29 protein-coding genes and 1 pseudogene are annotated in these 25170 nt (G+C 60.6%); 15 read left to right on the top strand and 15 right to left on the bottom strand.

Annotated features, from left to right (window positions below):
* Nucleotides 1–123: 123 nt before the first annotated feature.
* Nucleotides 124–987: a LysR family transcriptional regulator gene (locus FHX15_RS09295; protein WP_184395910.1), complete on the top strand. Its 864-nt coding sequence runs from the start codon at nucleotides 124–126 to the stop codon at nucleotides 985–987.
* Between the two features lie 11 nt (nucleotides 988–998).
* On the opposite strand, the gene FHX15_RS09290 is transcribed toward FHX15_RS09295, so the two are convergent.
* The gene (locus FHX15_RS09290; RefSeq protein ID WP_184395907.1) at nucleotides 999–1802 is read right to left on the bottom strand and encodes an AraC family transcriptional regulator; all 804 of its coding nucleotides are present in this window, start codon (nucleotides 1800–1802) and stop codon (nucleotides 999–1001) included.
* Between the two features lie 73 nt (nucleotides 1803–1875).
* On the opposite strand from FHX15_RS09290, the gene FHX15_RS09285 reads away from it, so the two are divergent.
* The gene (locus FHX15_RS09285) at nucleotides 1876–2817 is read left to right on the top strand and encodes an NmrA family NAD(P)-binding protein (protein ID WP_184395904.1); all 942 of its coding nucleotides are present in this window, start codon (nucleotides 1876–1878) and stop codon (nucleotides 2815–2817) included.
* A gap of 209 nt (nucleotides 2818–3026) precedes the next feature.
* Here the strand turns inward: FHX15_RS09285 and FHX15_RS09280 are convergent, their stop codons facing one another.
* Nucleotides 3027–4232, bottom strand: coding sequence for an MFS transporter (locus tag FHX15_RS09280; protein WP_184395901.1), 1206 nt, complete (start codon nucleotides 4230–4232; stop codon nucleotides 3027–3029).
* Nucleotides 4233–4411: 179 nt separating this feature from the next.
* Here FHX15_RS09280 and FHX15_RS09275 point away from each other — a divergent pair, with 179 nt between their 5' ends.
* Nucleotides 4412–4603, top strand: a complete 192-nt coding sequence (locus tag FHX15_RS09275) for a DUF6494 family protein (protein ID WP_184395898.1) — start codon at nucleotides 4412–4414, stop codon at nucleotides 4601–4603.
* A 99-nt stretch (nucleotides 4604–4702) separates the two neighbouring features.
* Here the strand turns inward: FHX15_RS09275 and FHX15_RS09270 are convergent, their stop codons facing one another.
* Nucleotides 4703–5233 (bottom strand): BA14K family protein, encoded by a 531-nt coding sequence (locus FHX15_RS09270; RefSeq protein ID WP_184395895.1) that lies wholly within the window; start codon nucleotides 5231–5233, stop codon nucleotides 4703–4705.
* A 507-nt stretch (nucleotides 5234–5740) separates the two neighbouring features.
* On the opposite strand from FHX15_RS09270, the gene FHX15_RS09265 reads away from it, so the two are divergent.
* Nucleotides 5741–6064 carry a hypothetical protein gene (locus FHX15_RS09265; RefSeq protein ID WP_184395892.1) on the top strand — a complete coding sequence of 108 codons (324 nt, stop codon included), beginning with the start codon at nucleotides 5741–5743 and terminating at the stop codon, nucleotides 6062–6064.
* Nucleotides 6065–6144: 80 nt separating this feature from the next.
* On the opposite strand, the gene FHX15_RS09260 is transcribed toward FHX15_RS09265, so the two are convergent.
* Nucleotides 6145–7383: an alpha-D-ribose 1-methylphosphonate 5-triphosphate diphosphatase gene (locus FHX15_RS09260; RefSeq protein WP_184395889.1), complete on the bottom strand. Its 1239-nt coding sequence runs from the start codon at nucleotides 7381–7383 to the stop codon at nucleotides 6145–6147.
* A gap of 195 nt (nucleotides 7384–7578) precedes the next feature.
* A complete protein-coding gene (locus FHX15_RS09255) occupies nucleotides 7579–8502 on the bottom strand; it encodes a LysR family transcriptional regulator (RefSeq protein WP_184395886.1) in 924 nt (307 codons plus the stop codon).
* 260 nt (nucleotides 8503–8762) lie between these two features.
* Between FHX15_RS09255 and FHX15_RS09250 the strand changes: the two genes are divergently transcribed.
* Nucleotides 8763–9581: an alpha/beta fold hydrolase gene (locus tag FHX15_RS09250; protein WP_184395883.1), complete on the top strand. Its 819-nt coding sequence runs from the start codon at nucleotides 8763–8765 to the stop codon at nucleotides 9579–9581.
* 320 nt (nucleotides 9582–9901) lie between these two features.
* Nucleotides 9902–10831: a PHB depolymerase family esterase gene (locus FHX15_RS09245; RefSeq protein ID WP_184395880.1), complete on the top strand. Its 930-nt coding sequence runs from the start codon at nucleotides 9902–9904 to the stop codon at nucleotides 10829–10831.
* A gap of 67 nt (nucleotides 10832–10898) precedes the next feature.
* On the opposite strand, the gene FHX15_RS09240 is transcribed toward FHX15_RS09245, so the two are convergent.
* From FHX15_RS09240 to FHX15_RS09230, 3 genes are all read right to left on the bottom strand, one after another.
* On the bottom strand, nucleotides 10899–11837 hold the full coding sequence (locus FHX15_RS09240) for an AraC family transcriptional regulator (RefSeq protein WP_184397098.1): 939 nt from the start codon (nucleotides 11835–11837) through the stop codon (nucleotides 10899–10901).
* A gap of 82 nt (nucleotides 11838–11919) precedes the next feature.
* Complete coding sequence (locus FHX15_RS09235) at nucleotides 11920–12747, bottom strand: oxidoreductase (protein ID WP_184395878.1); 828 nt, start codon at nucleotides 12745–12747, stop codon at nucleotides 11920–11922.
* 269 nt (nucleotides 12748–13016) lie between these two features.
* A complete protein-coding gene (locus tag FHX15_RS09230) occupies nucleotides 13017–13457 on the bottom strand; it encodes a hypothetical protein (protein WP_184395876.1) in 441 nt (146 codons plus the stop codon).
* Nucleotides 13458–14169: 712 nt separating this feature from the next.
* Between FHX15_RS09230 and FHX15_RS09220 the strand changes: the two genes are divergently transcribed.
* On the top strand, nucleotides 14170–14430 hold the full coding sequence (locus tag FHX15_RS09220; protein ID WP_184395873.1) for a hypothetical protein: 261 nt from the start codon (nucleotides 14170–14172) through the stop codon (nucleotides 14428–14430).
* A gap of 160 nt (nucleotides 14431–14590) precedes the next feature.
* Here FHX15_RS09220 and FHX15_RS09215 read toward each other — a convergent pair whose 3' ends face one another.
* Entirely contained in the window at nucleotides 14591–15472 is an 882-nt protein-coding gene (locus FHX15_RS09215; protein WP_184395870.1) for a Hint domain-containing protein, read from the bottom strand.
* 509 nt (nucleotides 15473–15981) lie between these two features.
* On the opposite strand from FHX15_RS09215, the gene FHX15_RS09210 reads away from it, so the two are divergent.
* From FHX15_RS09210 to FHX15_RS09195, 5 genes and pseudogenes are all read left to right on the top strand, one after another.
* Nucleotides 15982–17043 carry a class I SAM-dependent methyltransferase gene (locus tag FHX15_RS09210; protein ID WP_184397096.1) on the top strand — a complete coding sequence of 354 codons (1062 nt, stop codon included), beginning with the start codon at nucleotides 15982–15984 and terminating at the stop codon, nucleotides 17041–17043.
* Nucleotides 17044–17467: 424 nt separating this feature from the next.
* Nucleotides 17468–18457, top strand: a complete 990-nt coding sequence (locus FHX15_RS09205; protein WP_184395867.1) for an alpha/beta fold hydrolase — start codon at nucleotides 17468–17470, stop codon at nucleotides 18455–18457.
* 81 nt (nucleotides 18458–18538) lie between these two features.
* Entirely contained in the window at nucleotides 18539–19507 is a 969-nt protein-coding gene (locus FHX15_RS09200) for an MBL fold metallo-hydrolase (protein ID WP_184395864.1), read from the top strand.
* A 291-nt stretch (nucleotides 19508–19798) separates the two neighbouring features.
* Nucleotides 19799–20016, top strand: a pseudogene (locus FHX15_RS30930) (hypothetical protein); the annotation flags it as partial.
* A gap of 11 nt (nucleotides 20017–20027) precedes the next feature.
* The gene (locus FHX15_RS09195; protein ID WP_184395861.1) at nucleotides 20028–20189 is read left to right on the top strand and encodes a hypothetical protein; all 162 of its coding nucleotides are present in this window, start codon (nucleotides 20028–20030) and stop codon (nucleotides 20187–20189) included.
* A 36-nt stretch (nucleotides 20190–20225) separates the two neighbouring features.
* Here FHX15_RS09195 and FHX15_RS09190 read toward each other — a convergent pair whose 3' ends face one another.
* Entirely contained in the window at nucleotides 20226–20828 is a 603-nt protein-coding gene (locus FHX15_RS09190; protein WP_184395858.1) for an ATP-dependent Clp protease proteolytic subunit, read from the bottom strand.
* Between the two features lie 303 nt (nucleotides 20829–21131).
* Nucleotides 21132–21857 carry a DUF1236 domain-containing protein gene (locus FHX15_RS09185; RefSeq protein WP_184395855.1) on the bottom strand — a complete coding sequence of 242 codons (726 nt, stop codon included), beginning with the start codon at nucleotides 21855–21857 and terminating at the stop codon, nucleotides 21132–21134.
* A gap of 219 nt (nucleotides 21858–22076) precedes the next feature.
* Between FHX15_RS09185 and FHX15_RS09180 the strand changes: the two genes are divergently transcribed.
* The gene (locus FHX15_RS09180) at nucleotides 22077–22280 is read left to right on the top strand and encodes a hypothetical protein (RefSeq protein WP_184395852.1); all 204 of its coding nucleotides are present in this window, start codon (nucleotides 22077–22079) and stop codon (nucleotides 22278–22280) included.
* Between the two features lie 307 nt (nucleotides 22281–22587).
* Here FHX15_RS09180 and FHX15_RS09175 read toward each other — a convergent pair whose 3' ends face one another.
* From FHX15_RS09175 to FHX15_RS09160, 4 genes are all read right to left on the bottom strand, one after another.
* A complete protein-coding gene (locus FHX15_RS09175) occupies nucleotides 22588–22794 on the bottom strand; it encodes a hypothetical protein (protein WP_184395849.1) in 207 nt (68 codons plus the stop codon).
* Nucleotides 22795–22833: 39 nt separating this feature from the next.
* Nucleotides 22834–23079, bottom strand: coding sequence for a 30S ribosomal protein S21 (rpsU, locus tag FHX15_RS09170; protein ID WP_184395846.1), 246 nt, complete (start codon nucleotides 23077–23079; stop codon nucleotides 22834–22836).
* A 27-nt stretch (nucleotides 23080–23106) separates the two neighbouring features.
* On the bottom strand, nucleotides 23107–23397 hold the full coding sequence (locus FHX15_RS09165; protein ID WP_184395843.1) for a cold-shock protein: 291 nt from the start codon (nucleotides 23395–23397) through the stop codon (nucleotides 23107–23109).
* A 130-nt stretch (nucleotides 23398–23527) separates the two neighbouring features.
* A complete protein-coding gene (locus FHX15_RS09160; protein ID WP_184395840.1) occupies nucleotides 23528–23737 on the bottom strand; it encodes a cold-shock protein in 210 nt (69 codons plus the stop codon).
* Nucleotides 23738–24355: 618 nt separating this feature from the next.
* On the opposite strand from FHX15_RS09160, the gene FHX15_RS09155 reads away from it, so the two are divergent.
* Together FHX15_RS09155 and FHX15_RS09150 are read left to right on the top strand one after the other, a co-directional pair.
* Nucleotides 24356–24859, top strand: a complete 504-nt coding sequence (locus tag FHX15_RS09155) for a GNAT family N-acetyltransferase (RefSeq protein ID WP_184395837.1) — start codon at nucleotides 24356–24358, stop codon at nucleotides 24857–24859.
* Nucleotides 24852–25079, top strand: coding sequence for a hypothetical protein (locus tag FHX15_RS09150; protein WP_184395834.1), 228 nt, complete (start codon nucleotides 24852–24854; stop codon nucleotides 25077–25079). Before FHX15_RS09155 ends, FHX15_RS09150 begins: the two co-directional genes overlap by 8 nt.
* Nucleotides 25080–25170: the final 91 nt, after the last annotated feature.

The raw sequence follows: 25170 nt of genomic DNA, 5'->3' as shown, positions 1-25170 counted from the left end.
CGCCGGATAACCAGTTCCGCTGCCGCGCGCCGGGTCTTCAAACTCTAGCCGAAGGCGCCCTGCCCCCAAAACGCGCTTTGCTTAAGATATTCACAAGCAAAACTGATCGAGAGAGAAGAGACCATGCGGCCGCCACTGGAGTCCCTGCGAATTCTGGAAGCCTGCGTTTCCGCCTCCAGCTTCGCCCGCGCCGCCGAACGCCTGTGCCTGACGCCTGCGGCCGTCAGCCTGCGCATCCGCACGCTGGAGGCCGAACTTGGCCAGCCATTGTTCGTGCGCGCCGGGCGGCGCGTCGTGCCGACCCCTGCAGCTGCCCAGCTGGCTCTCCGAATTCGCCAGGCCTTGGATGGGATCGCCGGCGCGCTCGATGAATTTCAGGCGGCGACCCCGCCGCTCAGATTGACGGCGCCGCCGACATTCGCCTCGCGCTGGCTGGCGCCTCGGCTGGCGCGCTACCCCTTGTCGGGAGGAGCGCAGATCGAGCTCGACGTGTCCGCCGATATTCGCGATCCCGCCGCGTTCGACGTCGCCATCAGGACGGGACGCGGCGGCTGGGACGGGCTCGACGAATACCGGCTGGCACCCGTCGAAGTGACGCCCATGTTGTCGCCCGCCCTGCTCGGAACGCGCACGCTGGACGTGCCGGAGGCGCTGGCCGATTTCGAGCTCCTGCCGCATCCCGATTGGTCGGCATGGTTCAGGGCCGCTCGTTGGGATACGCCGCCGGCGCTCCGATTTCTATCCGTCGACTATCCCACCCACGAGCTGGACGCCAATGCGGCCGTGGCAGGCGCGGGTGTGGCGCTTCTATCGCCATTGCTGTTTCGCCCGCTTTTGGAAAAGGGTCTTCTGATCGCTCCTTTTCCCTATGTGCTGAGCGGGCCGTCCTGGCATTTCGCCTTGATGCGTACAGACGACCCTCGCCTCGCACCCCGGCAACTCTGCGCCTGGCTTCACGAGCAGGCTCACGAGCCAGGCGGAAGCTAGGACCCCGCCGGTCACGTTGCGAAGTAGCGCGTCGGTGTCGTCCCGAGCGCCTTCTTGAACATCACGATGAAGGCGGTGACGGACTCGTAGCCGAGGTCGCTCGATACCCTCTGGACCGTCGCGCCGCTCGCGAGTTCGCGCAGCGCAATGACGAGGTACAGCTGCCGCCGCCACCGGCCGAAGGTCAGCCCCGTTTCCTGAACCATCAGCCGCTTCAGGGATCGCTCGCTCATGGCAACGTGGTCTGCCCATTCCGCCAGGGTGCGGCGGTCGCCCGGCTCCGCCGTCAGCGCTGCGGCGATCATGGCGATCTTTGGGTGGCTGGATACCGGCAGCTCCAGCCCCTCTTTCGGCATGAGCGCCAGTTCGTCCAGCAAGACCCGCACGAGCCGGCCGACATGGTCATCAGGCGTATAGCTGGCTTGTACATCCGCAAGCCGGAGGATCATCTCGCGCAGCATCGGCGATACGGACAGCGTGCAGCATTCTCGCGGCAGCGCCACAGCGTCAGGTTCGACGAACAGGTAGGACAGGCGGGCGTTGGAGGTGACCTGGTTGCTGTGCGGCACGCCGCCCGGGATCCAGACCCCGCAATCCGGCGGGACGATCCAAAGGCCGTTTGCGGCCGTGCAGGTCACGGCCCCGTGCAAGGCAAGGACGAGCTGCCCCTGCCGGTGCTGGTGTTGCGGCACCTCGGCTTGGTAGTCGCTGAAGTCGACACGAAAGGCGACCGCCGGGCGATCCGACCGGTCGGGATCGAAGTCTATGCTGCAGGGGCGCCGCGTCCTGGCGGATTGGCCTGATTTGGAGATCATATGGCATTATCTCCAAATTCGCATGCACTGCAATTCGCTACAAGCAGACATCAACAACCCGATGGAGACTATCATGCGAATTGCAGTCGTCGGCGCAACCGGCAGGATCGGCGCCCAACTCACCCGGAACCTGCTTGGCGCAGGACATCAGGTAAAGGCCCTGTCGAGGGGCGGTCCAGCCCTTCAGGCACTGGTCGAAATCGGAGCAGAGCCATTCCTCGGAAGCTTTGACACGGGCGCGGGAGAGCTCGGCAAATTCTTTGCAGATGCCGATGCCGCCTTCCTGATGGTCAAGACCGACTGGAACAACATTGAAGGGCACTACCCCGCAGTTGCCCAGCGCTTTGTCGATGCGCTCAGCAATTCTCCGGTCAAGCTGGCTGTGAGCCTGTCGGCCATGGGATCGGACGTGAAAGGCAAGACCGGCCATTTCGAATGTTTCTACCATCTGGATGAGAAGCTGAACGAACTTGACAATATCGACCTGGTCCATCTGCGCGCTGCATGGTTCATGGAGAATGCGCTGGCGTGGACGGCGCCGGTCGCCACATATGGTCGGATCGCCTGGTCCTGTAAGCCTGATCTGAAGATGCCCTGGGTGGCGACGGATGACATTGCATGGCTTGCGGCCAGAGAACTGATCAATCCGACGGGCAGGCACCGGGTGATCCGCGAGGTCGGCTCGGAAGATATCTCGATGAATGAATTGGCCGCGCTCATCGGCAAGGAGATCAGCCGGCCGGTGGAGTACCGCTACATCGAGAGAACGCGCAAGGATGTGGAAGCCGAATTTGTGAAGCGCTTCGGGACGTCAGAGCTATGGCACGACGACACCCTGACCGCCGACGCTTTGAACGATGGCCTGATCCGGTTCCACGGCGACCACGAGGTTCGCCCGCCGATGCCGACCACGATGGAAACGTTCATCAGAGAGGTCTGGAAGCCGCGTTACCTGGAGGCGGTTGCGGACGAACACGAACCGGAGACATTTCAGATGTGGAGCGCAAGGGGCTAGAGTAATTCCAGGAAAAGTGGGAACCGGTTTCCGTCCGGAATTACGAAAAACAATAAACTAGAGCGCTTCCGCCGATTCCGCTTTAGTCGGAAGCGCTCTAGTAGGATTTCCGCTTGATGCTGAGCTTCCCGTTGGAGAGAAGGCGAAGCTCGGCACCGGCCCATTGGTAACTCTTCCTGGCCAAGAGGACGGCCTGTGGGGTTTGAACCTCAGTATATGCCGGCGACCGCTTCGGCTGCCGGACGGCGGTTTCTCAGCAGGAGCAGGACGAGAATGGCGCTTGCGGAGCAAAGCAGGCACAGGATCAGCACCGCCCTGCTCCCGAGACCGGTCATCAGCGAAATCAGCACCGGAGGAGAGATGGCCGAGATCCAGTTCAAAGGCAGGGCGATCCGCGAGAGCGCCCTTGCGAACTCACCCTTGTCGTAGAAGACGAGCGGAATGGTCGACCTTGCGACGGCGAGCGCACCGCTGCTGACGCCGTAGAGAACCAGGAAAACGGCGACGAGGACAGGCGAACCTTGCGCACCGATGAGAATGAGGAGCGACAGGCTAAGCCCCGCCGACGAGGCAACCCCGACGGTCACGCCGTCCCAACGCTTTTCTCCGATGAGGTTCAGACCCCGAGCGAATATCTGCACGATGCCGAGCGCCGAAGCGTAGGTCAGCGCCAGCGCAGGGCTCAGGCCTTCGGCCTTCAGCAGCTCGATCAGAATGGAGCTGAAGCCGAAGGTGATGAAGGCATTGAGCGCGATGGCCGCAACGATGAAATAGAATGTCCGGTCATAGGACCTTGCCGGACCCGGGGACGCCGCCGCCTGGATATCCGCCGCGGCTTTGTTCCTGCGCGGCAGGCCGAAAATGTAGAGCGGCAGGCAGACCACGATCAGGACCGCCGCATAGGTTTCACACGTGCCACGCCATCCGATTTCCCGGGACAGGAAAGATGCCAGAGGCCAGAACACCGTGGCCGACAGGCCAGAAACCAGCATCAGGCTTGCGATCGCCCGCTTGGAATTGCGGCCGGCGATCTCGTTGAGAAGGATATGGGCCGGCGTGGTGAGAGTAGCGCTCCCGCCGGCGCCGAGAACCAGCCAGCCGAGGAAATAGATCGCTGGCGAGTACGACAATGCGACGAGCACGAGGCCGAAGGCCGACACGACCGTTCCGCCGATCATGACGGCACGCGCCCCGATCCCGGTAAAAAGGCGCGAAAGAAACGGCGCGCAGGCACCCATCGTAACGTAGAAGACGGTGGTGCCCGCAAAGACCGAGGCTATGTCGATATTGAGATCCGCCGCCATGTCCCGGCTGACGACCGCCGAGAAACTGACCGCACCCCAGCCGATCAGCTGCGCGAGGGAGAGTACGATCAGGGGCAGCAATATGCCCCTCTCCGATTCAGATTTGTCCACGAATCCATTCCTAATTGCAATTGCAAATCATTAGCAAATAAACAGCAACAGCTTTATGACAGCGAGCCCGATGCGGCAGGCTCTCTGGGCTTGGGTCGATATTCGGCCGCGTCTCCCATCCAGCTTTCCTGATCGCTCGCCTTCCCTTACAATCCATTTCGGACACGGAGGATTGCACCATGAGCGAAGACGCCTTCAATATGTCTATCCGGAAGTTCCTGAAGGAAGTCGGCGTGACCTCGCAGCGCAAGATCGAGGAAACCGTGCGTGACGGGCAGATCGCCGGCAAGAGGCTGAAGGTCCGCATGACGCTGACGGCGGAAGGCGCCGCCCTCAACCATGTGGTGGAGGGCGAAATCGAACTTCCCTAGAGCGCCGTGCGTCCATTCGAACGCACAAATTTTCGAGCCGATGCTGTAGAGCATGTCGCGCAATCTGTGCAGCGACATCAGCCGTCGGCGCGGCCATCATTAGTAAGGCGAGACGCACACTTGCCGCGGACCGTGATTGGGCTGGAACGTGTCGTCGTAAGCCCTATAGGACCGGTAGCGCGCGAGGCACCAGCGCACATGCGAACTGCCGCCATAGTAGTAGGCCCGGCGATAATAATAGCGCGGCGCATAGTAGTGCGGCGCGTAATATCGCGGGTGATGGCCGAACTCGTAATAGCCGGAGTCGTAATAGCCGGAATTATAATAGTTCCGATCGTAATAGCCGGAATCGTAGTAGCCGCCATAATAGGGCTGTGCCAGCGCTCCGCCGATGATCAAGCCGGTCGCCAGGCCGCCGAGCGCCCAGCCCCAGCCGTTGCCGCCATGGTGGTGATAGTATCCGCCATGGTAGCCGCCATAGTAACCGCCGTGATAGCCCCCGTGGTAATCTACCGGCTGCGCCTGCAACGCCTTGACATCGGGAGCGGCAATGATGGGAAAAGCCTCGGCCGGCAGCGCGCTCGTCAGCGCCGTCGCCAGCGACAGGGCAATGATTGGGAGCCTCTTCATTTGCTTCACCTCCGTCTAAATCGCAGCCGAGCATTATAGCGCGGAAAGGACGGCGTAGCACTTAATTTCGAAGTCGGGATGGTGCGTCAGTGGCCTCAGCCGCTCAGCGGAATATCGCATAGATGTGGAAACCGGCCATCTGTTAAATTGGCCTCTTCTTCTGCACCCCTGCCGAGTATCTGATTGCGATGAGGGTGGCGTCCGGCCCTCTGCTCATGGCCGCCCTTCAAGCGCCTCAAGCGTAATGTCCTGCCCGCCGTAGAAGATCCCCAACACCAAAACGTGCTCCTCTTCGACCACGAAGCGATACTCACGCTCCGGCGGTAACCAATAATGCGAAGGCCCGGGATGAGACCATCCCTGACCGTTCCCGCTTAGAGCGCCGTGCGTCCACTCGGACGCACAAAGGACGCTCTAACTCTTTGAATCTGCGCATCAGGCTTTCCGAAAATCGATTCCGATTTTCGGGCCGATGCTGTAGGGGAACGTCGCCAACTCCGCGATGAATTGGCCGATACCGCTGACATAATTCCAGGCAATAACAGGTCCGGCTTTGTCGTCGCTGGCAAGATCGAGGTAAAGCTGCCGCAATTCCCCTCAGCCCGCTCATGCAGGACAATCTTATATGTCTTCATCCTACTTGGTTTTCGTCAACCGGGCCTGATGTTCAGCCTCAAGGCGGGCGAAGGCATCATCAAGGGAAACACCCTTGGAAGGGTCACGCTTCAATTCTGCATAGCGGCTCGGAACTTCCTGACTCAGCCAGCGTTCGCGAGCTTCTTCCTGATCTTCCAGCAGCCGCAAGCCAGCCCGGACTTGTCTTTGCCTTAAATCCCGGTCACACCGAAGACATGGCCGAATTGAGGGCTAACGGTCTACCAGCCTTAGCTCGGCAATTCCTGCCGCAGCGATCAGGCCATTGCCCGCTCGCCGGCGGGTGCTGCGCGATAGGCCTCCCGGCCGCCGACGAAGGTGCGGCGAACGGCAGGCGTCCCACCTTCCGGCCAGTCGACCAGCACGAGATCCGCCCGCTTGCCGAGCTCGATCACGCCGCGATCGGTAAGGCCGGAAGCACGCGCCGGATTGCCCGAGACGAGCGGCCAGAGCGCATGGAGCGGCGCCACGCCATCGGCCTTCAGCCGTGCCAGGCCGAGCAGCATCGCCGGATAATAATAGTCCGAGGCGAGAATGTCGCAGAGCCCTTCGCGGATCATGTCGGCCGCGCCGATCGAAGCGAGATGGCTGCCGCCGCGGGTGGCGTTCGGCGCGCCGAAGACGATGAAATCGCCGGCATCGCGTGCGGCCCGCGCCACCCGCCGGTTCATCGGGAATTCCGAGATCCGCGCCCCGCGCTCACGGAAGAAATCGCGCGTCTCGATCTGGCTGTCGTCATGCGAGAGCATCGGTGCGCCGGCGGCCTTCCCGAGGGCTGCCACCTCCTCGACGGCACCGGGCACCTGCGGCCGTCGCGCCCACATGTCCCGCAGCAGCGCCACCATGTCCGCGACCGGGATTTTCGCCCGCTTGGCGCGCTCGGTCATCTTCTCGGCGAAGGAAGGCGTTTCAGGATCGACCGTCGGAAAATCCGGGTCGAAATCGAAGGGCCGCTCCTGCAGCGAGATCGAGGGATGCAGCATCGCCATCGACGTATGGTCGTTGAAGGCGATCGACGGCAGGCGCGGGCCGGCAAGCGCCTCGCGGATGAGATCGATCGCCTCGAAGCAGAAGGTTTCCCAGCGCAGCTGCACGCGATTGTCCACCGTCAGCCGCGGCGTCAGAGTATCGAGCGCCCGCACGATGGCATAACCGGTTTCGACCGAGCGCAGCCCCGGCTCCCAGCTCAGCGTCAACGCATGATAGGCGGTGGCAATACCGTTGGCGGCCAACTGACGATCGGTTTCGAGCAGCGCGGCTGCGACCGGCAGCATGGTGCCCGGCCGCGGCATGACCTGCCGCTCGAAGGCATCGCCATGAATATCGACGAAAGCCGGCCCAAGCAGATGGCCGCGCCCATCGACGATATCGGCTCCGTCGCGCGCGCCATCGATAGCAACGATCCGCCCGCCTTCCACGCGCACGGAGGCCCGTTCCAGGCGGTCCCTGAAAACCACGGTGGCGCCCTCGATGATCACTGGCCTGTTGTTCTGCATGGGTCTGGTTCCGGAAAAGAAGAGATGAAAGCCGCCGATCGGCTGCGCCGGCCGCCGCTTCTAACGAGACCATATGACAGATTTGCGAACGTTGTTGTGCATTGATGAGCATCGGTTTGTAAAGGTTCGTTTCGTGCCGCAACCACCGAAATTGCTGCACGCCACCAAGCAGAAATCGCATGCGCTTGATCTCTGCTATGGAACCTCAGCATAGCGGATGATGCTCTGGTTTTGGACGTTGGCGACCAATTCATCAGAGCGAGACAAAAATCGGCGGAGCAAAGGCGAGGAATTGGAATCGTTGTATCCTAAGGTGAGATCAATTGTCGGAGGCACACCCTCGAGTGCTCTGGCAACGACATTTGGCGTCAGCATATTTTGCGCATAAAGCGGAATAAGCGTTATTCCACCTGTAGACACGACGAGCGACATCGCTGACGGTAGACCGTCACCTTCGTACTCTGCCTTGAGTGTGATCCCAACGTTCGACGCGTAATCCTCGATCACGGATTGCAATACGGGAGAAATTTTAGCCGCACTGACGTAGGTTTCGCGGGCAAGGTCCTGCGGCTGGATCTTTTTGCGCGACGTCAAGCGATGGTCCGCCGGCAGCACGGCGATCAGTGGCTCCTTGGCTAAAAACTTGTAGGACACACCAACACTCAGCGTCTCGGGGCGAAGGAAAGCGACGTCCAGCTTGCCTCGCATCAGTGCCAGAGCAAGGTCCGGGGAAGACTGGCTGGACAATATGATTTCAACCTCCGGCGCTTCCTCACGAATAATGCGCAATGCATGGGGTAGCCACACAATCTCTTGCCCTGCGAGAAAACCGATCGTGAACGACTGCTTTTCCGGCCGTTCTGCCCGCCGGGCCCCTTCTGCAGCCGCCTCGACCTGCAATAGCGCCAGCCGCGCGTGATCGAGAAACACTTTACCGGCGGCGGTGAGCGTCACGCCGCGCGACTGTCGCTCCAACAGTTTTACACCGACCTCGGTTTCCAGATCGCGAATTTGCCTGCTGAGTGAGGGTTGGGACGTGTGAAGCCGCCGTTCTGCTGCAGTCAGTAGGCTTCCCTCCTCCGCAACGGCAACAAAATAGCGCAAATGCCTCAGTTCCATCGGGTCCCCGCTATACCTTCAAGGCATAGCTCGAACGTACAAGGTATTTGTCTTCGATAAAAGGGGGATTTAATTAACGTCGCAATTCGGAACATAATCTAACGCGCCTCACCGAAGTATTTCTCAATCAACTCTGTCCAATCGGAGAGGGAACGCTAAATGTCTGAAAGGGCTATTGCAGTAGCGCGTGGATAAATGGCTCTAATCGATTGATTCTGATCTTAAAATTAATGTTTAAACATCGCAGATGGAGCGACGCAATGCCTACGATCACAACTAAAGACGGCGTAAACATCTTCTATAAGGATTGGGGGGCAGGCCAGCCAATCGTTTTCAGCCACGGTTGGCCGCTGACAGCGGACGACTGGGATGCCCAAATGACATTCTTCCTTCATCAGGGCTATCGGGTGATCGCCCACGACAGGCGCGGCCACGGCCGGTCCGACCAGCCCAGCACCGGCAACGACATGGACCACTGGGTTGCCGACCTTGCGGCCCTGACGGACCACCTCGACCTGCGCGACGCGATCCATATCGGCCACTCGACAGGTGGCGGTGAGGTGGCTCGCTATGTTGCTCGCCACCAGGAGCGCGTCGCGAAGGCGGTGCTGGTCGCTTCGCTGACGCCGAACATGTACCGCAGTGAGGAAAACCCGGCCGGTCAGCCGCCGGAGTGGTTCGAAGCGATCCGGGCAGGCGTGCTTGGCAACCGGGCGGAGTTCTACCGCTTCGTCCCTGAGAATCCGTTCTACGGCTACAACCTCGATGGGGCGAAGCCTTCGGAGGCGGTCATTGCGAACTGGTGGCGCCAGGGCATGGCCGGCGGTGCCCTCGCTCATTACGCAACCGTCGCCTCTTGGCTCGAAGATTATACCGAAGACCTCAAGAAGATCACTGTGCCGGTGCTGGTGATGCATGGCGAGGCCGATCAAGTCGTCCCGTTCGCAAGCTCAGTGCCACGTGCGGTCGACCTGCTTAAGAACGGGTCGCTGAAGACTTATCCCGGCTACCCCCATGGCATGCTCACTACGCATGCGGATGTCCTCAACCCCGACCTGCTCTCCTTCATCAGGTCTTGACGACATTGAGCGGATCACGACCGACACCCAACGTCATCAGGACGATCTGTCACCCGGCAGTGCCGGGTGACACCTGTTGGTGCTGGCAGATGGAGCGTTCCCGAAAGGGCGCTTCCGGCAGTGGCAAATGGCAGCTTTGGGACGCTGACCATCGTGTCTGAACGGCTGAAATGTGGACTGTCATTCAATTATCCCGACTTCGAAGTCGCCGCGCTAGCAGCGACATCACACTTTTGGGAGCCACCTCATCGCGCATTGCCAGCAACACGGAATGACTTATCCTCCGCCCCCATATTTTCGCTGGAGAGCGGTGACATCTCATGTTCTGCACATTGCGACGCCTGCCATTTGCCGCCTTCCTTTTTCTCCTCGCCGGCACAGCCGCCCGTGCCGACGAAATCCTGACCTATAAATGGCAAGGCGTAGACCGCACCGCGATCCTGCATATTCCCGAGGGAGCGGCGGGGCGCCCTGCCCCTGTCGTCATCGTCATGTACGGGTCCGACGACAAGGCCGTCAATTTTCAGAAAAACAGCGGATTTGATGCCGTCGCGGATCGCGATGATTTCATCACCCTTTATCCCGAAGCGATCGATGGCGCCTGGAATATCAGATCCAGGAAACCCGCCATCAATGGCGAGCCGGTCGACGACATCGGTTTTTTCCGCACCATGATCGACGATCTGGTGAACCGGAAGATTGCCGACGGAACACGGATCTATGCCACCGGCTTCTCCTTCGGTGCGCTGATGACCTATACGCTCGGCTGCGCGCTGCCTGACAGGATATCGGCGATCGCGCCCGTCGCCAGCGCGATCAATGAGAGACAGGTCGAAGACTGCAAGCCCGGCCACCCCATGCCTGTCATGATGGTGAACGGCACGAGCGACGACGTGCAGCGTTACGACGGCTATATCCGCTCCTTTGGCAGGCTGCTTTCCGTGCCGGAGGCGGCGGAATATTGGCGCCGGGTCGACGGATGCAGCGGGGAAAACCTCACGCCGCTGCCGCATCTCAACCCGCATGACCTGACGCGCGCGAGCCTCGTCCAGTGGACCGGATGCCAGGCCGGGACTGCGGTCCAATTGTATCGCATTGAAAATGGCGGCCACTGCTGGCCGCGTCTTGCAAGATCCGATGCCGGCTCCGGTATTGATCCGGCAGACGGCCCCCGTTTCGGGGGATGCAGCAACGATTTCGAGACGGCGGTCGAAGTATGGAACTTCTTCCGACAGTATCACGGCGTATGATCGAGCCAGCACGATGAAGTCGTCGGTTATAGGGGCGAAAGCCTCGACTGCTTATCGGGGCTCGCCGTCAATGCATCCCTCGCCACTGTGCCGGCGTGACGCCCTCCCAGGATCGGAACGCCCGGTAGAACGAGCCGGTGTCCTGAAATCCGAGCAGGAAGGCGATCTCCTCGATGCCGTTCTGCTCGTCCGAAAGCAGGCGCCGGCCAAGCTCCTGCCGCGCCTCGTCCAGCAGCCCGCGATAGCTCGATCCCTGCGCGGTGATACGGCGTTGCAGCGTCCGCTCGCTCATGCCGAGTTCGCGCGCCACATCGGCGACATCGGGCCTGCCGCTTGCAAGGCGGCGTTTGATCAGGATCTTCACCTGTTGCGATAGCGAGGATTGTGCCTCGATCTCCCCGAGGGAGGCGGCAAGTGCCGGCTCCAGGATCGCCAGCAGTTCGGGGTTGTGCCCGGCGAAGGGAAGATCGAGATCGTCGCGATCGAGCACCAGCGCGTTCTCAGGACAACCGGTGCGCATGGGCGCGTCGAAATAGCTGCGGTGCGCCTCGGAAACCGGTCCCTGCCGCACCATTTCGGCTCGAAGCGGCCTGATATGCCTGCCGGTTCCCCTGCGCCCGAGTTCGAGGATCGCGGCGAAAGTGACATCGGCTGCGGCGTTCGGCTCGGCCTCGCCGGCATGGAGCCAGCGCACGGAGACCCGGCATTCGCCGCCGCTTTCCGTTACCGAAAGTCCTTCGGGCGTGCACAGTTGCTTGAAACGCGCCAGCCGGTGCAGTCCGTCGCGATAGTCGCGGGCAAAGAAAGCCGACATGGTGGCGGGCGGCTGCACCGACGTGTCGGTCTCGACCGTCATCCTGATGCCGGCGGCCGGATCCTGCGAGAGGTCCTCGACCGCCCGCCACAGCGCGAAATATTGCGCCGTGGTCAGCCATGCATCCGGCGTGACGTGCAGCGTGGCCGGAAGCTTGGCCTGCCGCAGCAGAGCCGGGGCTGGAAGCCCCATGCGCTCCGTCGCCCGCCAAAAGGCCTGCGGCAGCCTGCACCTGTCGCTCACATTCCTGCTCACGCACCATCCTCCAGTCTTTCTACATCTGGCTCTTGATCACCCTGTCGAAGGCCCGGTCGCCGAACCACTTGCGCACGCCGATCAACATCCTGGCATATTTGCCCGCCGCATAGCGCGTCCTCGGGCGAGTGGATCTGACCGCGTCACCCACCAAGTCGGCGATGACCTTGGGATCGGTGCCCTGACCCTTGCCGTAGCTTCGCTCTATGGAAGCAGCGATGCTCTGCGCCATCTTCGCATAGGGACCATTGGCCGAACGTTCGAGAAGACCCTTCGAGGCAGCCGAACCGAAGCCGGTCTCGATCAGGCCCGGCTCGATCACGACAACACGGATGCCGAACGGCTCGGCTTCCAGACGCAAACTGTCCGACCAGCCTTCCAGCGCGTGTTTGGTCGCGTGATACCAGGCGCCAAGGACGGTGTAGATCTTGCCGCCCATCGAGGTGATATTGACGATCGTGCCCCTGCCCTTGGCCCGCATGGCCGGCAGCAGGAGCTGGGTCAGGCGGGCGGGGCCGAAGACATTGACCTCGAACTGATAGCGCGCCTCGTCGAGCGGTATCTCCTCGACAGGTCCGTAGAGCCCGTAGCCGGCGTTGTTGACGAGCACGTCGACGCCGCCCGATCGCTCCGTGATCGCAGCAACGGCTGCGACGATGTCTTCGTCGCTTGAGATGTCCATGCGCAGCGGCACCGCACCGAGTCTTTCCAGATCCGCCATCCTGTCGACGCCGCGCGCGGCGACATAGACCAGATAGCCATCGGCGATCAGGCGTTTGGCGATGCTCTTGCCCATGCCGGACGATGCGCCGGTAACGAGGGCGGTGGGTTGGGTTCGCGTAGTCATGTCAGCACCTCTTGCTCTTGCATTTGAGGCAAACATAACTCGCTCATCATGCCACAGCATTGGCGGAAGACGCCACGGCTATGGCGAAAGATGCCAATGTTCTGAGCAAGGATCCGGAACAGGACAGGAGTCTCGAGGCGCCTAGCGCAAAGCCCTACGGCATCGGCTCGAAAATCGGAACAGATTTTCGGAATGCCTGATGCGTAGATTCAAAGAGTTAGAGCGTCCTTTATGCGTCCGAATGGACGCACGGCGCTCGAGTGACGGCCTTACTTCACCGAGATGCTCATGCCGCTGATATCGGCGTTGACTTGAAGGCCGACCTGCCTGCCTGTCAGTTCGAGCTCGGCGCCCTTGTTATTGGTCATGACGATAACCTGGGCTCCCTTGCCGACCGCGCCTCCGCCGCCCGCTGCACCGTAGACACCCGCCACATCCTGAGCGCGGCGAATGTTGCGCACGGTGCCCTGGAAATAGGTTTTCGAAGCACCGAAGGCGAGGCCGCCCGAGATGCCGCCGATCGAAATCGGATATTTGTGCCCATGGAAGGTCAGTGTGCCGTCGCCTCCGGAGCCGCCGACGAAGAAGGCGGCCTTGTAGACGGAAAAGCGGATCGTACCGCTATCTGCATGCGCGCCGCTCGCAAAGCCGACGCCCGTAGCGGCGATAACGGCAACGGTTGCCAAACGAAATCTGGACGAAATCTTCATGATGACAGGCTCCTCAAAAAGCACCGCTTACCCAGTCAGCCGGGGGACGTCGGCATCGTCTCAACGCCAGAGTCCGAACAGTCTCTTAAGTCATGAGTTCCAAGGCAGTTTCAAGGCACGGGGGGATGATTCATCTGAGCATTCTGCTTCGCTACGTCAAGCGCTTTCGAAAGCCAAAGGTCGCGTCTTTGATGCGCTCAGGCAGAAGCCTTAGACCGTTCCGGGACTCCGGAAGCAAAGACCCCTCCCCACAGGTGGGAGGGGCTAACTTGGCCGCACCACCTCGCTTCTTCCGAAACGTCGAAAGTTTGGAGAGCGGGTGCGGCAGTTCAAGCCCCTCCCCCTTGTGGGGAGGGGTTGGGGAGGGGTTTTCCCTGGGTCCGAACCGGCGACTTAGTGGACAGTGTAGACCGGAGACATAGTGGACACTTCCGACAGCAAAGGAGAGCTTTGCCGATGCTGTGGAAAGAGACCTGTACGATGGATAAGTGGATACGGTTTGTCCTGACTTGCCTGGAGGGCGGTTCCCGGATCAGAACGTGCCCGGCCACCAAATCAGCCCAGTCCCTCCTCGGCAAGCGCCTGGATCTCCGAGGGCCGCGCGCGCATGCGGTCGAAGAACCTTGCGAGCGCATCCGGCAGCGCGTCACTCTTCATCTCGCATTCAGGTTTGGTCCCCGAAAACAGCGGGAGAAGGCGAAATGGTAGGTACATGGCAGAGAAAGAAGCTAGCTCAGAGAGTTTCCAAATTGGTCTGAAATCCTTGCTCGACAGGCATCCTGAACTGAGGCCCTACGTGCCGGTAGCATCCCGTTGGACCGAGCTTATCGAAACATATGGTGATGCCCTCATGGCAAAAGCGAAGTGGCAGAGCGACACCTCCGATCACGAAATGATTTTGGACCACTACGTTGCCGTCTGCGATGAGCTGGAGGCAACTCTTCTTGCGAACTTCAGGGCCGAAGGCTGGTAGTCACGCCCGAGACCGCAACCTGCTGGTCATCGGCAGGTGGCAATAGCGCGAGAAGCTTGTTCTGCAGAAGTGACTGCGGAGAAGTCGTCATGGCCTTGTAGTTCGTCAGGATCACCCTGCCGCTGCAGCGGCAGGGTATAACGCTCAGCCGTGCGGCTTGTCAGAACGACAGCTCCTTGGCTTGCGCATTGATCTTCTCACAGGCCTCGCCGAGCGGATCGCGCCTCGGCACGAGTGGAGAAACGCCAAGCAGGAGAAGCGCTTTCAAGTGCATCCAGCCGCCTCCCAGCACTGGCGCATAGGATGCCATCACGACCTTCTCTTCCCCATAGAGGCGCTTATATTCGGCAAAGTTCGAGAAGATCTCGTGATTGCTATCCTTGAGATGGAAGCTCTCGGCGGCTGCCCCTTCGGCAAGTATGACTTCATGCGTATCGAGCATGAGGGCGTAATACTCGATCGCGGTGTCGTCGGCCGGAATGACCGGTGCGATTGTCTTGCCGTTCACCAGTTCTTTCACCTGGATCAGAACGCCGTCCAGAAACAGCGCATGTCCGGGCGACAGGTAGAGATCGGAATGTGGTGTGCGACCGTCCAGCGCGCCGCGGGAGACGCGGATCGGCACGACGTCTTTATGCCAGCGCGCGCCGCTCCTCTTGAAGGCTTGGCGGCCGATCCACTTGATCGGACGAGCGCTGCCGTCGGGAAGGGCAACGCGGTCGCCGATGCGCAGATCCTCGACCGGCTTTTCACCGCAATCCGTCAGGATCGCCGTCCCGCGCAGGAAGCAGTTTGCGCCACCGCCACCAGAGGCTCCATCGGGACGACTGCCATGGGAGCCTCCGTGTCCACCCCACCAGCCTCCATGTCCACCAGATTCGCCCCGCCCCCAACGGCGCCCCATGGCGCTTATGGGAGACGTCGAAATTGCCGTCGCCAAGGCTGCAAAGCCAGCAAGCTTAGCGCCGGCGGCGGCAGTAACACCTAGAAAATGTCTGCGCGCGACATCGCGTGGCAGCTTCGGATCTTCCGTGGATGACATACCTGGTGTCCTTTTTTTGAAAACAGTAACACCGGCGAATTTTACAATAGGTTCAATCCCATACAATTTCGCAGAACAGCGGTAGTATCTACCGAAAAGGGAGAGTGCATTCTCTCTAAGGCTTTGGACTTTGGTCTCTAAAGGCACCGGACTTTGGTCGGATTGCGGGCCGCGCTTCGTCCGCTAGTTACAGTCCTGCTGGCGCCATAGAGTCGGTAGGAAAAGGGGTGGCTCTCACCGTCAGGAGCCGCCCTTTTCTGTTTTTGTCGAGGCCTATTTGACCGCGCGGAGCTTTAAGCTGCACGCCGCCGCCCGCCATGATGTTCAGAACGCCCTCGCCTCGCCCTCACCCGCCCTCACCCGAATGCAGCATTGACTGTCCGCTGCCCCGGCCTAGAATCTGCGGCAGGTCGACGTATCGGGCTGGGGCGCACGCATCTATGGAGGGTGCCATGCAGAAATCCGATATCCGTGAATCCGATCCTAAATCCGGTGGGCAGAAAGCCGATATGAAGCAGCCCGACATGCAGAAGGTCGATGCGCTCGTCGGCCGTCTGGTGGGCGATCTCGGCGCCAGTGTGTCGGGCGTTCTCGTCGTGCTCGGCGATCATCTTGGCCTGTTCAAGGCGATGATGGACGGGCGGCCGCGTTCCTCGATGCAGCTTGCCGAAACGATGGGGCTCGCCGAGCGCAACGTGCGCGAATGGCTGGCCGCGATGGCCGCCGCCGATTACATCACCTGGCACGAGGCCTCGAACAAATTTCTCATGACGCCCGAACAGGCGATGGTCTTCGCCAATGAGGACAGCCCCGCCTTCTTCGGCGGCGCGTTCGAAATCGTGCAGTCCATGTGGATGGACGAGCCGAAGGTGGAAGATGCCTTTCGCACCGGCAAGGGCCTCGGCTGGCATGAACACAGCACCTGCCTCTTCCGCGGCACCGAGCGCTTCTTCCGCCCAGGCTATAACAGCCATCTCGTCGAGGAATGGATTCCCGCGCTGAAAGGGGTCAAGGAAAAGCTGGAGCGCGGGGCGGAAGTTGCCGATATAGGCTGTGGCCACGGCGCTTCGACCATTCTCATGGCCAAGGCCTTCCCGAAATCGCACTTCCACGGCTTCGACTATCACGGCCCCTCGATCGAGCGCGCCAGGATGGCGGCAAAGGAGGCCGGCGTCGACGATCGGGTGAGCTTCGACAAGGCCAGCGCCAAGGAAGTCCCCGCCGGCAACTACGATCTCGTCGCCATGTTCGACTGCCTGCACGACATGGGCGATCCTGTCGGCGCCGGCCGCCATATCCGCGAGACCATGGCCAAGGACGGCACCTGGATGATCGTCGAGCCCTTCGCCCATGACGGGCTGAAGGATAATCTCAATCCCGTCGGCCGCGTCTACTACGGCGCCTCGGCAATGATCTGCACACCGGCCTCCATGGCCCAGGAAGTCGGCCTCGGGCTTGGCGCGCAGGCGGGCGAATTGAAGCTGCGCAAGGTGGCGTTCGACGCGGGATATCACCATTTCCGCCGCGCGAGCGAAACGCCGTTCAACATGGTCTTCGAAGTGCGGGCCTGAATGGGTTTGACGGCGCACAGCTTCGCGCAAGAGGACCGGAAGGTGGCGCCCGGAGCCCCTCATCTGGCCCTTCGGGCCACCTTCTCCCCGGGGGGAGAAGGGGAGCCAAACACGGCGGCAACGACACCCCTTCTTCCCAATGGGGAGAAGGTTCCCGAAGAGCGGATGAGGGGGCCACAGCGCACTACCTTGCTGATTTTCTGATCAATCACGGGAGAGCAGACGGCCCCGCTAGACCCGTGTGAACAGGTACAGGGGCGGCGTTAGCCCGGCGAACTCCTGACGTCTCGACACCTCATGCAAATTGACGACGCCTTACGACAATTAACTCGTCCTGGAGCTTCGTCAGGCGTAGCAATCCAGGGCATCCGACGGCCGACCATGCCCAAGATCAATCAGTTTCGCCGTCACCCTGGAGGTTGAAATGAACAGATTGATGTTGAGCCGGGCAACGCTTGTCTTGATGTTCGCGCTTTCCGCGTCCACAACCATTCCAACGACATCCCTTGCCGCCAAGAAGTCCGCAGTCGAGCACGGGCTCGTCGTGCCGCAGGTTACCTACCACACGGTTGATATCGACGGCACCAAGGTATTTTACCGAGAGGCTGGACCAGCCGACGCGCCAGTCGTACTCCTGTTGCACGGCTTCCCGACCTCGTCGCACATGTTCAGGAACCTGATCCCGATACTCGCCGACAAGTACCATGTGATCGCACCCGACTATCCGGGCTTCGGGCAGAGCGACGCGCCCGATCACACCAAGTTCTCCTACACCTTCCAGCACTATGCCGACATCGTCGACAGCCTGCTGGGCAAGCTGGATATCAAGCAATATGCTGTCTACCTCATGGATTATGGCGCCCCGGTCGGCTATCGGCTCGCGTTGAAGCATCCCGATCGCGTGTCGGCACTGATCGTCCAGAACGGCAATGCCTACGAGGAAGGGCTCAAGGAATTCTGGGACCCGATCAAGGCGTACTGGAAGAACGATACGCCTGAGAACCGCCAGGCCCTGATGGTGCTGTTCAAACCTGAAACCACGAAGTTCCAATACACCGATGGGATGAGCGATATCACGCACATCGACCCCGACAATTGGGGGCACGACCAGCCGCTCCTTGATCGTCCCGGAAACAACGATATTCAATTGGACCTCTTCCACGACTACGGGACCAACGTCCCCCTGTATCCGAAATTCCAGGAATTCTTTCGCGAGAAGAAGCCGCCGACCCTTATCGTCTGGGGCAAGAACGACAAGATCTTCCCGGCGGACGGAGCGTCGCCATACCTGCGGGATCTGCCCCACGCCGAGATGCACCTTCTCGACAGCGGGCATTTCGCGCTCGAAGACAAGCTGCCCGAGATGGCGCCGCTGATCCACGATTTCCTCGATCGGAAGCTCAACCGAAACTAGATCGAGGCCCAGCCACCACGCTCGCCTCCCTGTATGGTGGCCCTCTCTTTACCGAGACTGTCAACGCTGATGGAGCCGGAAATGAACAAGCACGACTATGCACTGTCACGACGTGGTTTCTGCCTCTGCTGCCTCGGTGGAGCAACCTTTGCCGCCTCCGGAGGATGGCTGACGCCGGCAGAGGTATTCGCCGCGGCGAAGAGTATCGTCATCCAGTTCCGTGAGGCGGCGGCCGCGGCAGACATCAGGACCGCCACGCTTCGCGGCGGGATAAGCGCGCTTTCCGGTTCCGGAGGCAACATCGGCGTCCTCGTCGGCGACGACGGGAAGCTGCTCGTCGATGCCGGGCTCACAGGTTCCCGCCCCAGGATCGAGAAAGCTCTGGCCGACCTCGGTCAACAGCCGATCACGCACCTCATCAACTCGCACTGGCATTTCGACCACACCGATGGAAACGAGTGGCTGAATTCGGAGGGCGCGGTGATCATGGCCCACCCGAACTCGCTCAAGCATCTGGCTGCCGCGACCCGCGTCGAGGACTGGAACTTCGACTTCCCTCCGTCGCCGAAGGGGGCCCTGCCGACAGCCTTGATGAAGTCAGACGAGGAGACGCTGAAGCACAACGGCCAGACGATCAGGCTGAAATACTACGGTCCCGCGCACACAGACAGCGACATCTCCGTCTTTTTCCAGGAAGCCAATGTCGTCCATATGGGCGACACCTTCTGGAACGGCGTCTATCCCTTCATCGACTATTCGACGGGCGGCAGCATCGACGGGCAGATCCAGGCCGCCGAGGCGAACGTCAAGATGGTGGATGATGAGACGATGGTTATCCCCGGGCATGGAGAGATCGGAAGCAAGAAGGATCTCACCGCCTGGCGGGACATGCTCGTCGGGGTCAGGGAAAACGTCGCCAGGCTGAAGAAGGACGGGCGCAGCGCGGAAGACACCGTCGCCGCCAAGCCCACGGCGGAATGGGACCCCGTCTTCGGGAACTGGGCGATCTCGCCGGCGCTCTTCACCCGCCTGGTCTACGAAGGCGTGTGAACGGACACTCTCCGCGGTGTGCATGGCCGTCGGAAGCCCTCCTTCCGACACACTATGACTTGTCGACCATCAAGCCGGTTCATCTGTCAGCCATCAGCCTGGGCTGTACACTGAAAAAGACCCCTCCCCACAGGTGGGAGGGGCTTAACCTGCCGCGCCGGCTTTCCAAACTTTGGGCGTTCGAAAGAAGCGACGCTGTGCGGGCCGGGCTAGCCCCTCCACCTTGTGGGGTCCTTGTGGGGAGGGGTTGGGGCGGGTCTTGCGTTTGTCATATTCGAGCTAGCCGGCCCTTTCGGCGCTTCAGCCATGATCTGCACGCCCGCCTCCATGGCCCAGGAACCGGCCTCGAGCTCGGCGCGCAGGCAGGCGAGATGAAGCTGAGCAAAGTGGCGTTCGACGCTGGATATCACCATTCCTGCCGCGCGAGCGAAACGCCCTTTATATTAGATTTCGTCGAGCTGGAACAATGGCACGCCATGCATGTTAGGCAGTCCCCCCAATACGGATAAAGGACTTTCCCATGGCAAAGCAGGAACAGCGTAATCAGGGCCAGCGCGAACAAAAGAGTGGCCAGCGCGAGCAGCAAGGCGGCCAGCGTGACCAGCAGGCAGGCCAGCGCGACCGGCAGGGCGGCCAGCAGAACCGCCAGGACCAGCAGGAAAGACAGGATCAGCGCCGCTGATCCGGTTCGATGGAGGCGGGAGAAATCCCGCCTCTCTCACGAAAGCACCCTGCCGACCAGCCCATGTTCGAGCGCCTCTCCGGCCGTCATGTAGCAATTGGATTCCGCCCGGCGCAGAAGCTCGCTCGCCGATAATTTGCTGCCCTCGACAAACTCGGCAAAGCTCTCCATTTCCAGCCGCCGGCCCGTCTCCAGCATCGAGAGTTTCTCGCGGACGATCTGGATGCAGGCCGCAATCGGCCCTGTGAGCTCCAGGCTCTGCTGGAGCCTGCGCTCATGGATCAGAAGAACCGCATCCGAGGTCAGGTAGCGGTTCTGCGTCTTGAAGGCGGCCAATATGGTCACGCCAGCGGAATAGACATAGGTCTTGCCGACGCAATAGGCCGAGCGGCCTGAACGGGCGGTAAACAGCCTGATCTCCAGCGCGAGCCGCCGCGCCGCATCGGCGTCTCCGCCGATCGTGTTCAGTTCGAGAACGAGATCCTGAGTGCCGGCGCGAACAGCTGCCATCTGATCGAGGAATTTGGGAATGGTCTGTTCCTCAATCGGGCCATTGAGGAAGACGTTCGGTTCGAACAGAAACCTGTCTGCATCCCCGTTCCAACCGCTGATCGTCTCTTCCATCGCCTGATGCCTCATCCGTTCGGTCCGTTCCCGAAACCGGGCAGCGGGGCAGATGTTCCCGCAAGGGGCGCTTAGCGGCAGGCGATGCCATGCCAGCTTGAACCGTCGTGAAGACCCCTCCCCACAGGTGGGAGGGGCTTAACCTGCCGCGCCGGCTTAACAAACTTCCGGCGTTTCGAAAGAAGCGAGGCGGTGCCGCCGGGGTAGCCCCTCCCACCTGTGGGGAGGGGTTGGGGAGGGTTTGCATTTGTCATATTCGGGCAAGATCGGAATGCCCTACCGGCGGCTCCGAAACGAGCCAGAATCCGCCGTCAGCACCTAAGCCTCGATGATATAAACGATCGCGAGACTGTCGGGATCGACGATGACGATGCGGCCGTCTGCGAGTACGAAGTAGCGGTAACCCTTGTACTCTGGCACGATCTTCACGATTCGGTCCGGCAGTTTTGCAAGGTGGACCTTCTTCGGGATCGTGGTTCCGACAGACACCGTGAAATCCGTCTCCTTCACGGGCGCGACGTGAACTTCCTTTACGGCCTGGCGAATTTCGGTCTGCTGTTCCGTGGTGATGTTGACGGTCGTCGTGTTCGAGGTCTGGTTCTTCGTCGTGGTGCTGCCTGTGGTCTCACCGCTCGGTTGTTTCTGCTTCGTCATCGCGCTGCCGGAATCCGGTTGCGCTCCGGGCTGTTTCGTCGTGGCACCGCCGGATGCGTTGCCCGTTTCGGTTCCGCCGGCCGAGGGGTTGGTTTTCGAGGGCTGCTGGGCGTTCTGCTGCATGTCCGCGCCCTTGCTTGACTTCTGCTGCGCCTGGTTGCCCTTGCCTTGAGATGGGCAGGCGCCCGATGCATCAGGTGTTTGGCAGGCCGCGGAGCCTGACTGCGACTGATCGGAACCGGATTTTGACTGATCAGATCCCGGCTTCGCCTGGCCGGAGCCGGATTGCGACTGGCCGGAGCTCTGCTGGGCCGATGCTGGGAATGCTGTCAGCGGCGATACGCTGATCGACAAGGCCGCCAGTATCATGGTTAGACGAGTGGTATTCATGGTGAATCTCCTCAGATTCCAGGCGCGCCGTGCCATTTGATCCAACGGTCGCTTCAAGCGGCTCCGTTGGCCGTCTCACCGAACTGAAGAGTGCAAGAATAGTTCCCGATCGCCTCATTAATTCTAAGGATCTCAAGTCTTACGTCGGGAATTATTCGGCCAGATTGGAACAATGACTTGTCATGCCAGTTATCATCCAAGAAAAAAAGGGATAAGGCCATGACCAAAGTCCTGAATGCACGCACCATCGTCATCTCGTCGGATCGCCTCGACGACTGCAAGGAATATCTCGACAGCGAGTTCCACCTGATGGTCGATCATGCCCTCAGCGTCGGTTGGTCGCTTGACGAGGTGGTCGTCGCACTCAGCGGCCTGGCAGAGGAAGAGATCACCGTCCCGGAGCGCGCGATCACCCTGCACTGAAATCCGCAAACGTCCTTATGGAAAAGGCCGGGGCTTTGAAACCCCGGCCTTTTTGTGCGTTGGCGTTTGCTGTTACGCGCCACCAAAACAAGCAGGATGTGCGCCTGTGGCCCCTTCATCCGACCCTTCGGGCCCCCTTCTCCCCGACGGGCGAAGGGGGAGTTCGCGGCACTGTCCGCGATAGAATGAGACGTTTGATAGGAAACGGGGCATTGCGGCAAAACTCCTTCTCCCCTGGGGGAGAAGGTGCCCGAAGGGCGGATGAGGGGGCCACGGGTAACAGCCCGCAATACCCCACCAAAACAAACTACCGCTTCTTTACCGCCTTGACCTTCTTCGCCGGCATTTCCGGCACCTCCTGCGCGAGCCTCAGCGCACGCAGCTTTTCCGTTTTCTTCTGACGGGCGGCAGCTTCGCTGGCGAGAATCGTCTTGGCGACGGATGTCGTCTGCTCGGCCTTTGCCTGCGGCGAAAGCTTTTCTGGCTTGAAGAATGTGTCTTTCGTCTCGGTCATGTTTCCTCCTTCTCGATGGATTCGGAAACCGGGAAAACGTCAGCGACCGCCGCGGGCGATCACCTTCTTCTTCGGTGCCGGCAGGAGGCCTTCGCGCTGCGCCTGTTTGCGGGCGAGCTTGCGGGCGCGGCGGATGGCCTCGCCCTTTTCGCGGGCACGCTTTTCCGACGGCTTTTCATAGGCGCTGCGTTCCTTCATCTCGCGGAACACGCCTTCGCGCTGCAGCTTCTTCTTCAGCACGCGCAGCGCCTGATCGACATTGTTGTCTCGGACGAGTACCTGCAAGTTTTCTCCTTAATCAGCGTTTCGCTGCTACTTCTTGATGCGGATCACGTTCGAATTGATCCAGCTCGATTTCGTCTTTTCGGGTGCCGACACTGCTTCTGAAAGCAACGGCGCCGAAGGTGATGCCTGGATGTCGATATCATCCTGGCGGATGCTGCGCTCGAAATTCTCGTTCTGGAACCGGACGCGATAATGGGCAAAACCCTGCGCGGCCGGCAGAATGGATAGAATATTGCCGGAGCCCGCAGGCTGGGCACTGCCGAGAACGCCATGCTTGAGCATGATGGTGTCACCCGGTCGGTAACGACGGTTTACCATATCGTTCTCCTTAGGAATTGAAAAAAATAAAAGGCCGGGACTACTCCCGACCTTCCCCGGCCATTGCTGGCCTCAGTCATCGCCCTCGCGCGCCAGTACATCCGTGGTCGCGCGAAGTCGTGACAAGTTCTTAGGCGGCGCGCAGATTGTCAGCCGAGCTCTTGCCCGAGCGGCGATCCTGCACGATGTCGTAGGTGATTTTCTGACCATCCGAAAGCGAACGCAGGCCTGCGCGCTCAACTGCGGAAATATGGACGAAAACGTCCGTACCGCCGTTGTCCGGCTGGATGAAACCAAAACCCTTGGTGGAGTTAAACCACTTGACTGTACCTGTATTCATAACGATCTCCTTTCAAAGTAACCGTTGAAAAATCCCGCGATACCCTGCGGGCTTGGGTCGATTGTTTGGAGGGAAATCTGACGAGAGCGCAAAGGCCCTTGAATGACGTCACAAGCAATGGTCGATGATCGCAATATAAGATCAATTTTAAATTTGGCAACAGACGCTGGCGAAAAACATCGAATCGATCGCAGGTTTTTGCTATAAATATCTGATTTTTAGGTAGAATATTTATTATCAGAATGACTGGGAGACCCTCCCGCAAGCAACCGTGTGCTGTCGGGTAGCCCCTCTGTCCCGCCGGGCATCTCCCCCAACAAGGGTGGAGATCGGCTGGGCGCACTCGCTTCCCCAGACAATGAGCGTTGCAACTGCCGGAACGGTGGATGGATGGGAGGAGCACGCCACATGTCGATCTCCCCCTTGTTGGGGGGATGTCCGGCAGGACGGAGGGGGTGCCCCACGGCACAACCTGAAGACAAAGGATATGGCCCCGACAACGGCGACTCGGGAGCCTTCATCACCACCCAGACAGCATATGGCCTTACACCCAGCCGCAATGTAATCATCATCTTCGCCCACCCCGACGCGCCACGACGCAAAACCACTGGAACCACCATGCCGACGAAGCCGGTTGAACATGCAGTCACGATCCGCCCGGCCAGGGCCGGCGACATGGACATTCTCGGCGGCTTCGGCGCCCGGCTCGTCGCGCTGCATCATGAACTGGACGCGAAGCGCTTCATCGAAGCGGCCAAAAGCACGCCGCTCAGATACGCGCAGTTCCTCAAAAGCCAGCTGGCGCGGCCCGAGGTCATCGTTATCGTCGCCGAAGAGGACGGCGCGCTGCTCGGCTATGCCTATGCCGAGCTCGAAGGCTTCGATTACATGGCCCTGCGCGGACCGGCCGGCGTCATCCACGATCTCTTTGTCGATCCCTCCCGCCGGCGCAAGGGCGTCGGCCGGATGCTCATGGAAGCGGCGATGGCTGGCCTCAAATCGCGCGGCGCGGAACGCTTCGTGCTCTCCACCGCCCACCGCAACGAAACCGCCCGCAGCCTCTTTGCCGCCATGGGTTTCCGCCCGACGATGATCGAGATGACGCGCGAGACGGATGGCTAAGCAATTCCAGCAAAAGTGCGCAGCGGTTTTGCGTCCGGAATTGCGAGAAACAAAGAAGCAATTCCAGCAAAAGTGTGCAGCGGTTTTGCGTCCGGAATTGGGAGAAACAGAGAAGCAATTCCAGCAAAAGTGCGCAGCGGTTTTGCGTCCGGAATTGCGTGAGGCAAGAACTGAAGCAGTTCCAGAAAAAGTGCGCACCGGTTTTGATCGAATTGCGTGAAACAACGAAGCAAAAAGTGAACAGCGGTTTTGCCTCCACCGGTATCTAGCTACCGGCGGCACCATCCGAACCCCTCGCCTATATGCGCCAT

It is taken from the genome of Rhizobium sp. BK650 (assembly GCF_014195325.1).
In the GTDB taxonomy this organism is placed as follows: Bacteria; Pseudomonadota; Alphaproteobacteria; order Rhizobiales; family Rhizobiaceae; genus Rhizobium.
This window is presented reverse-complemented; position numbering and strand designations above follow the sequence as displayed.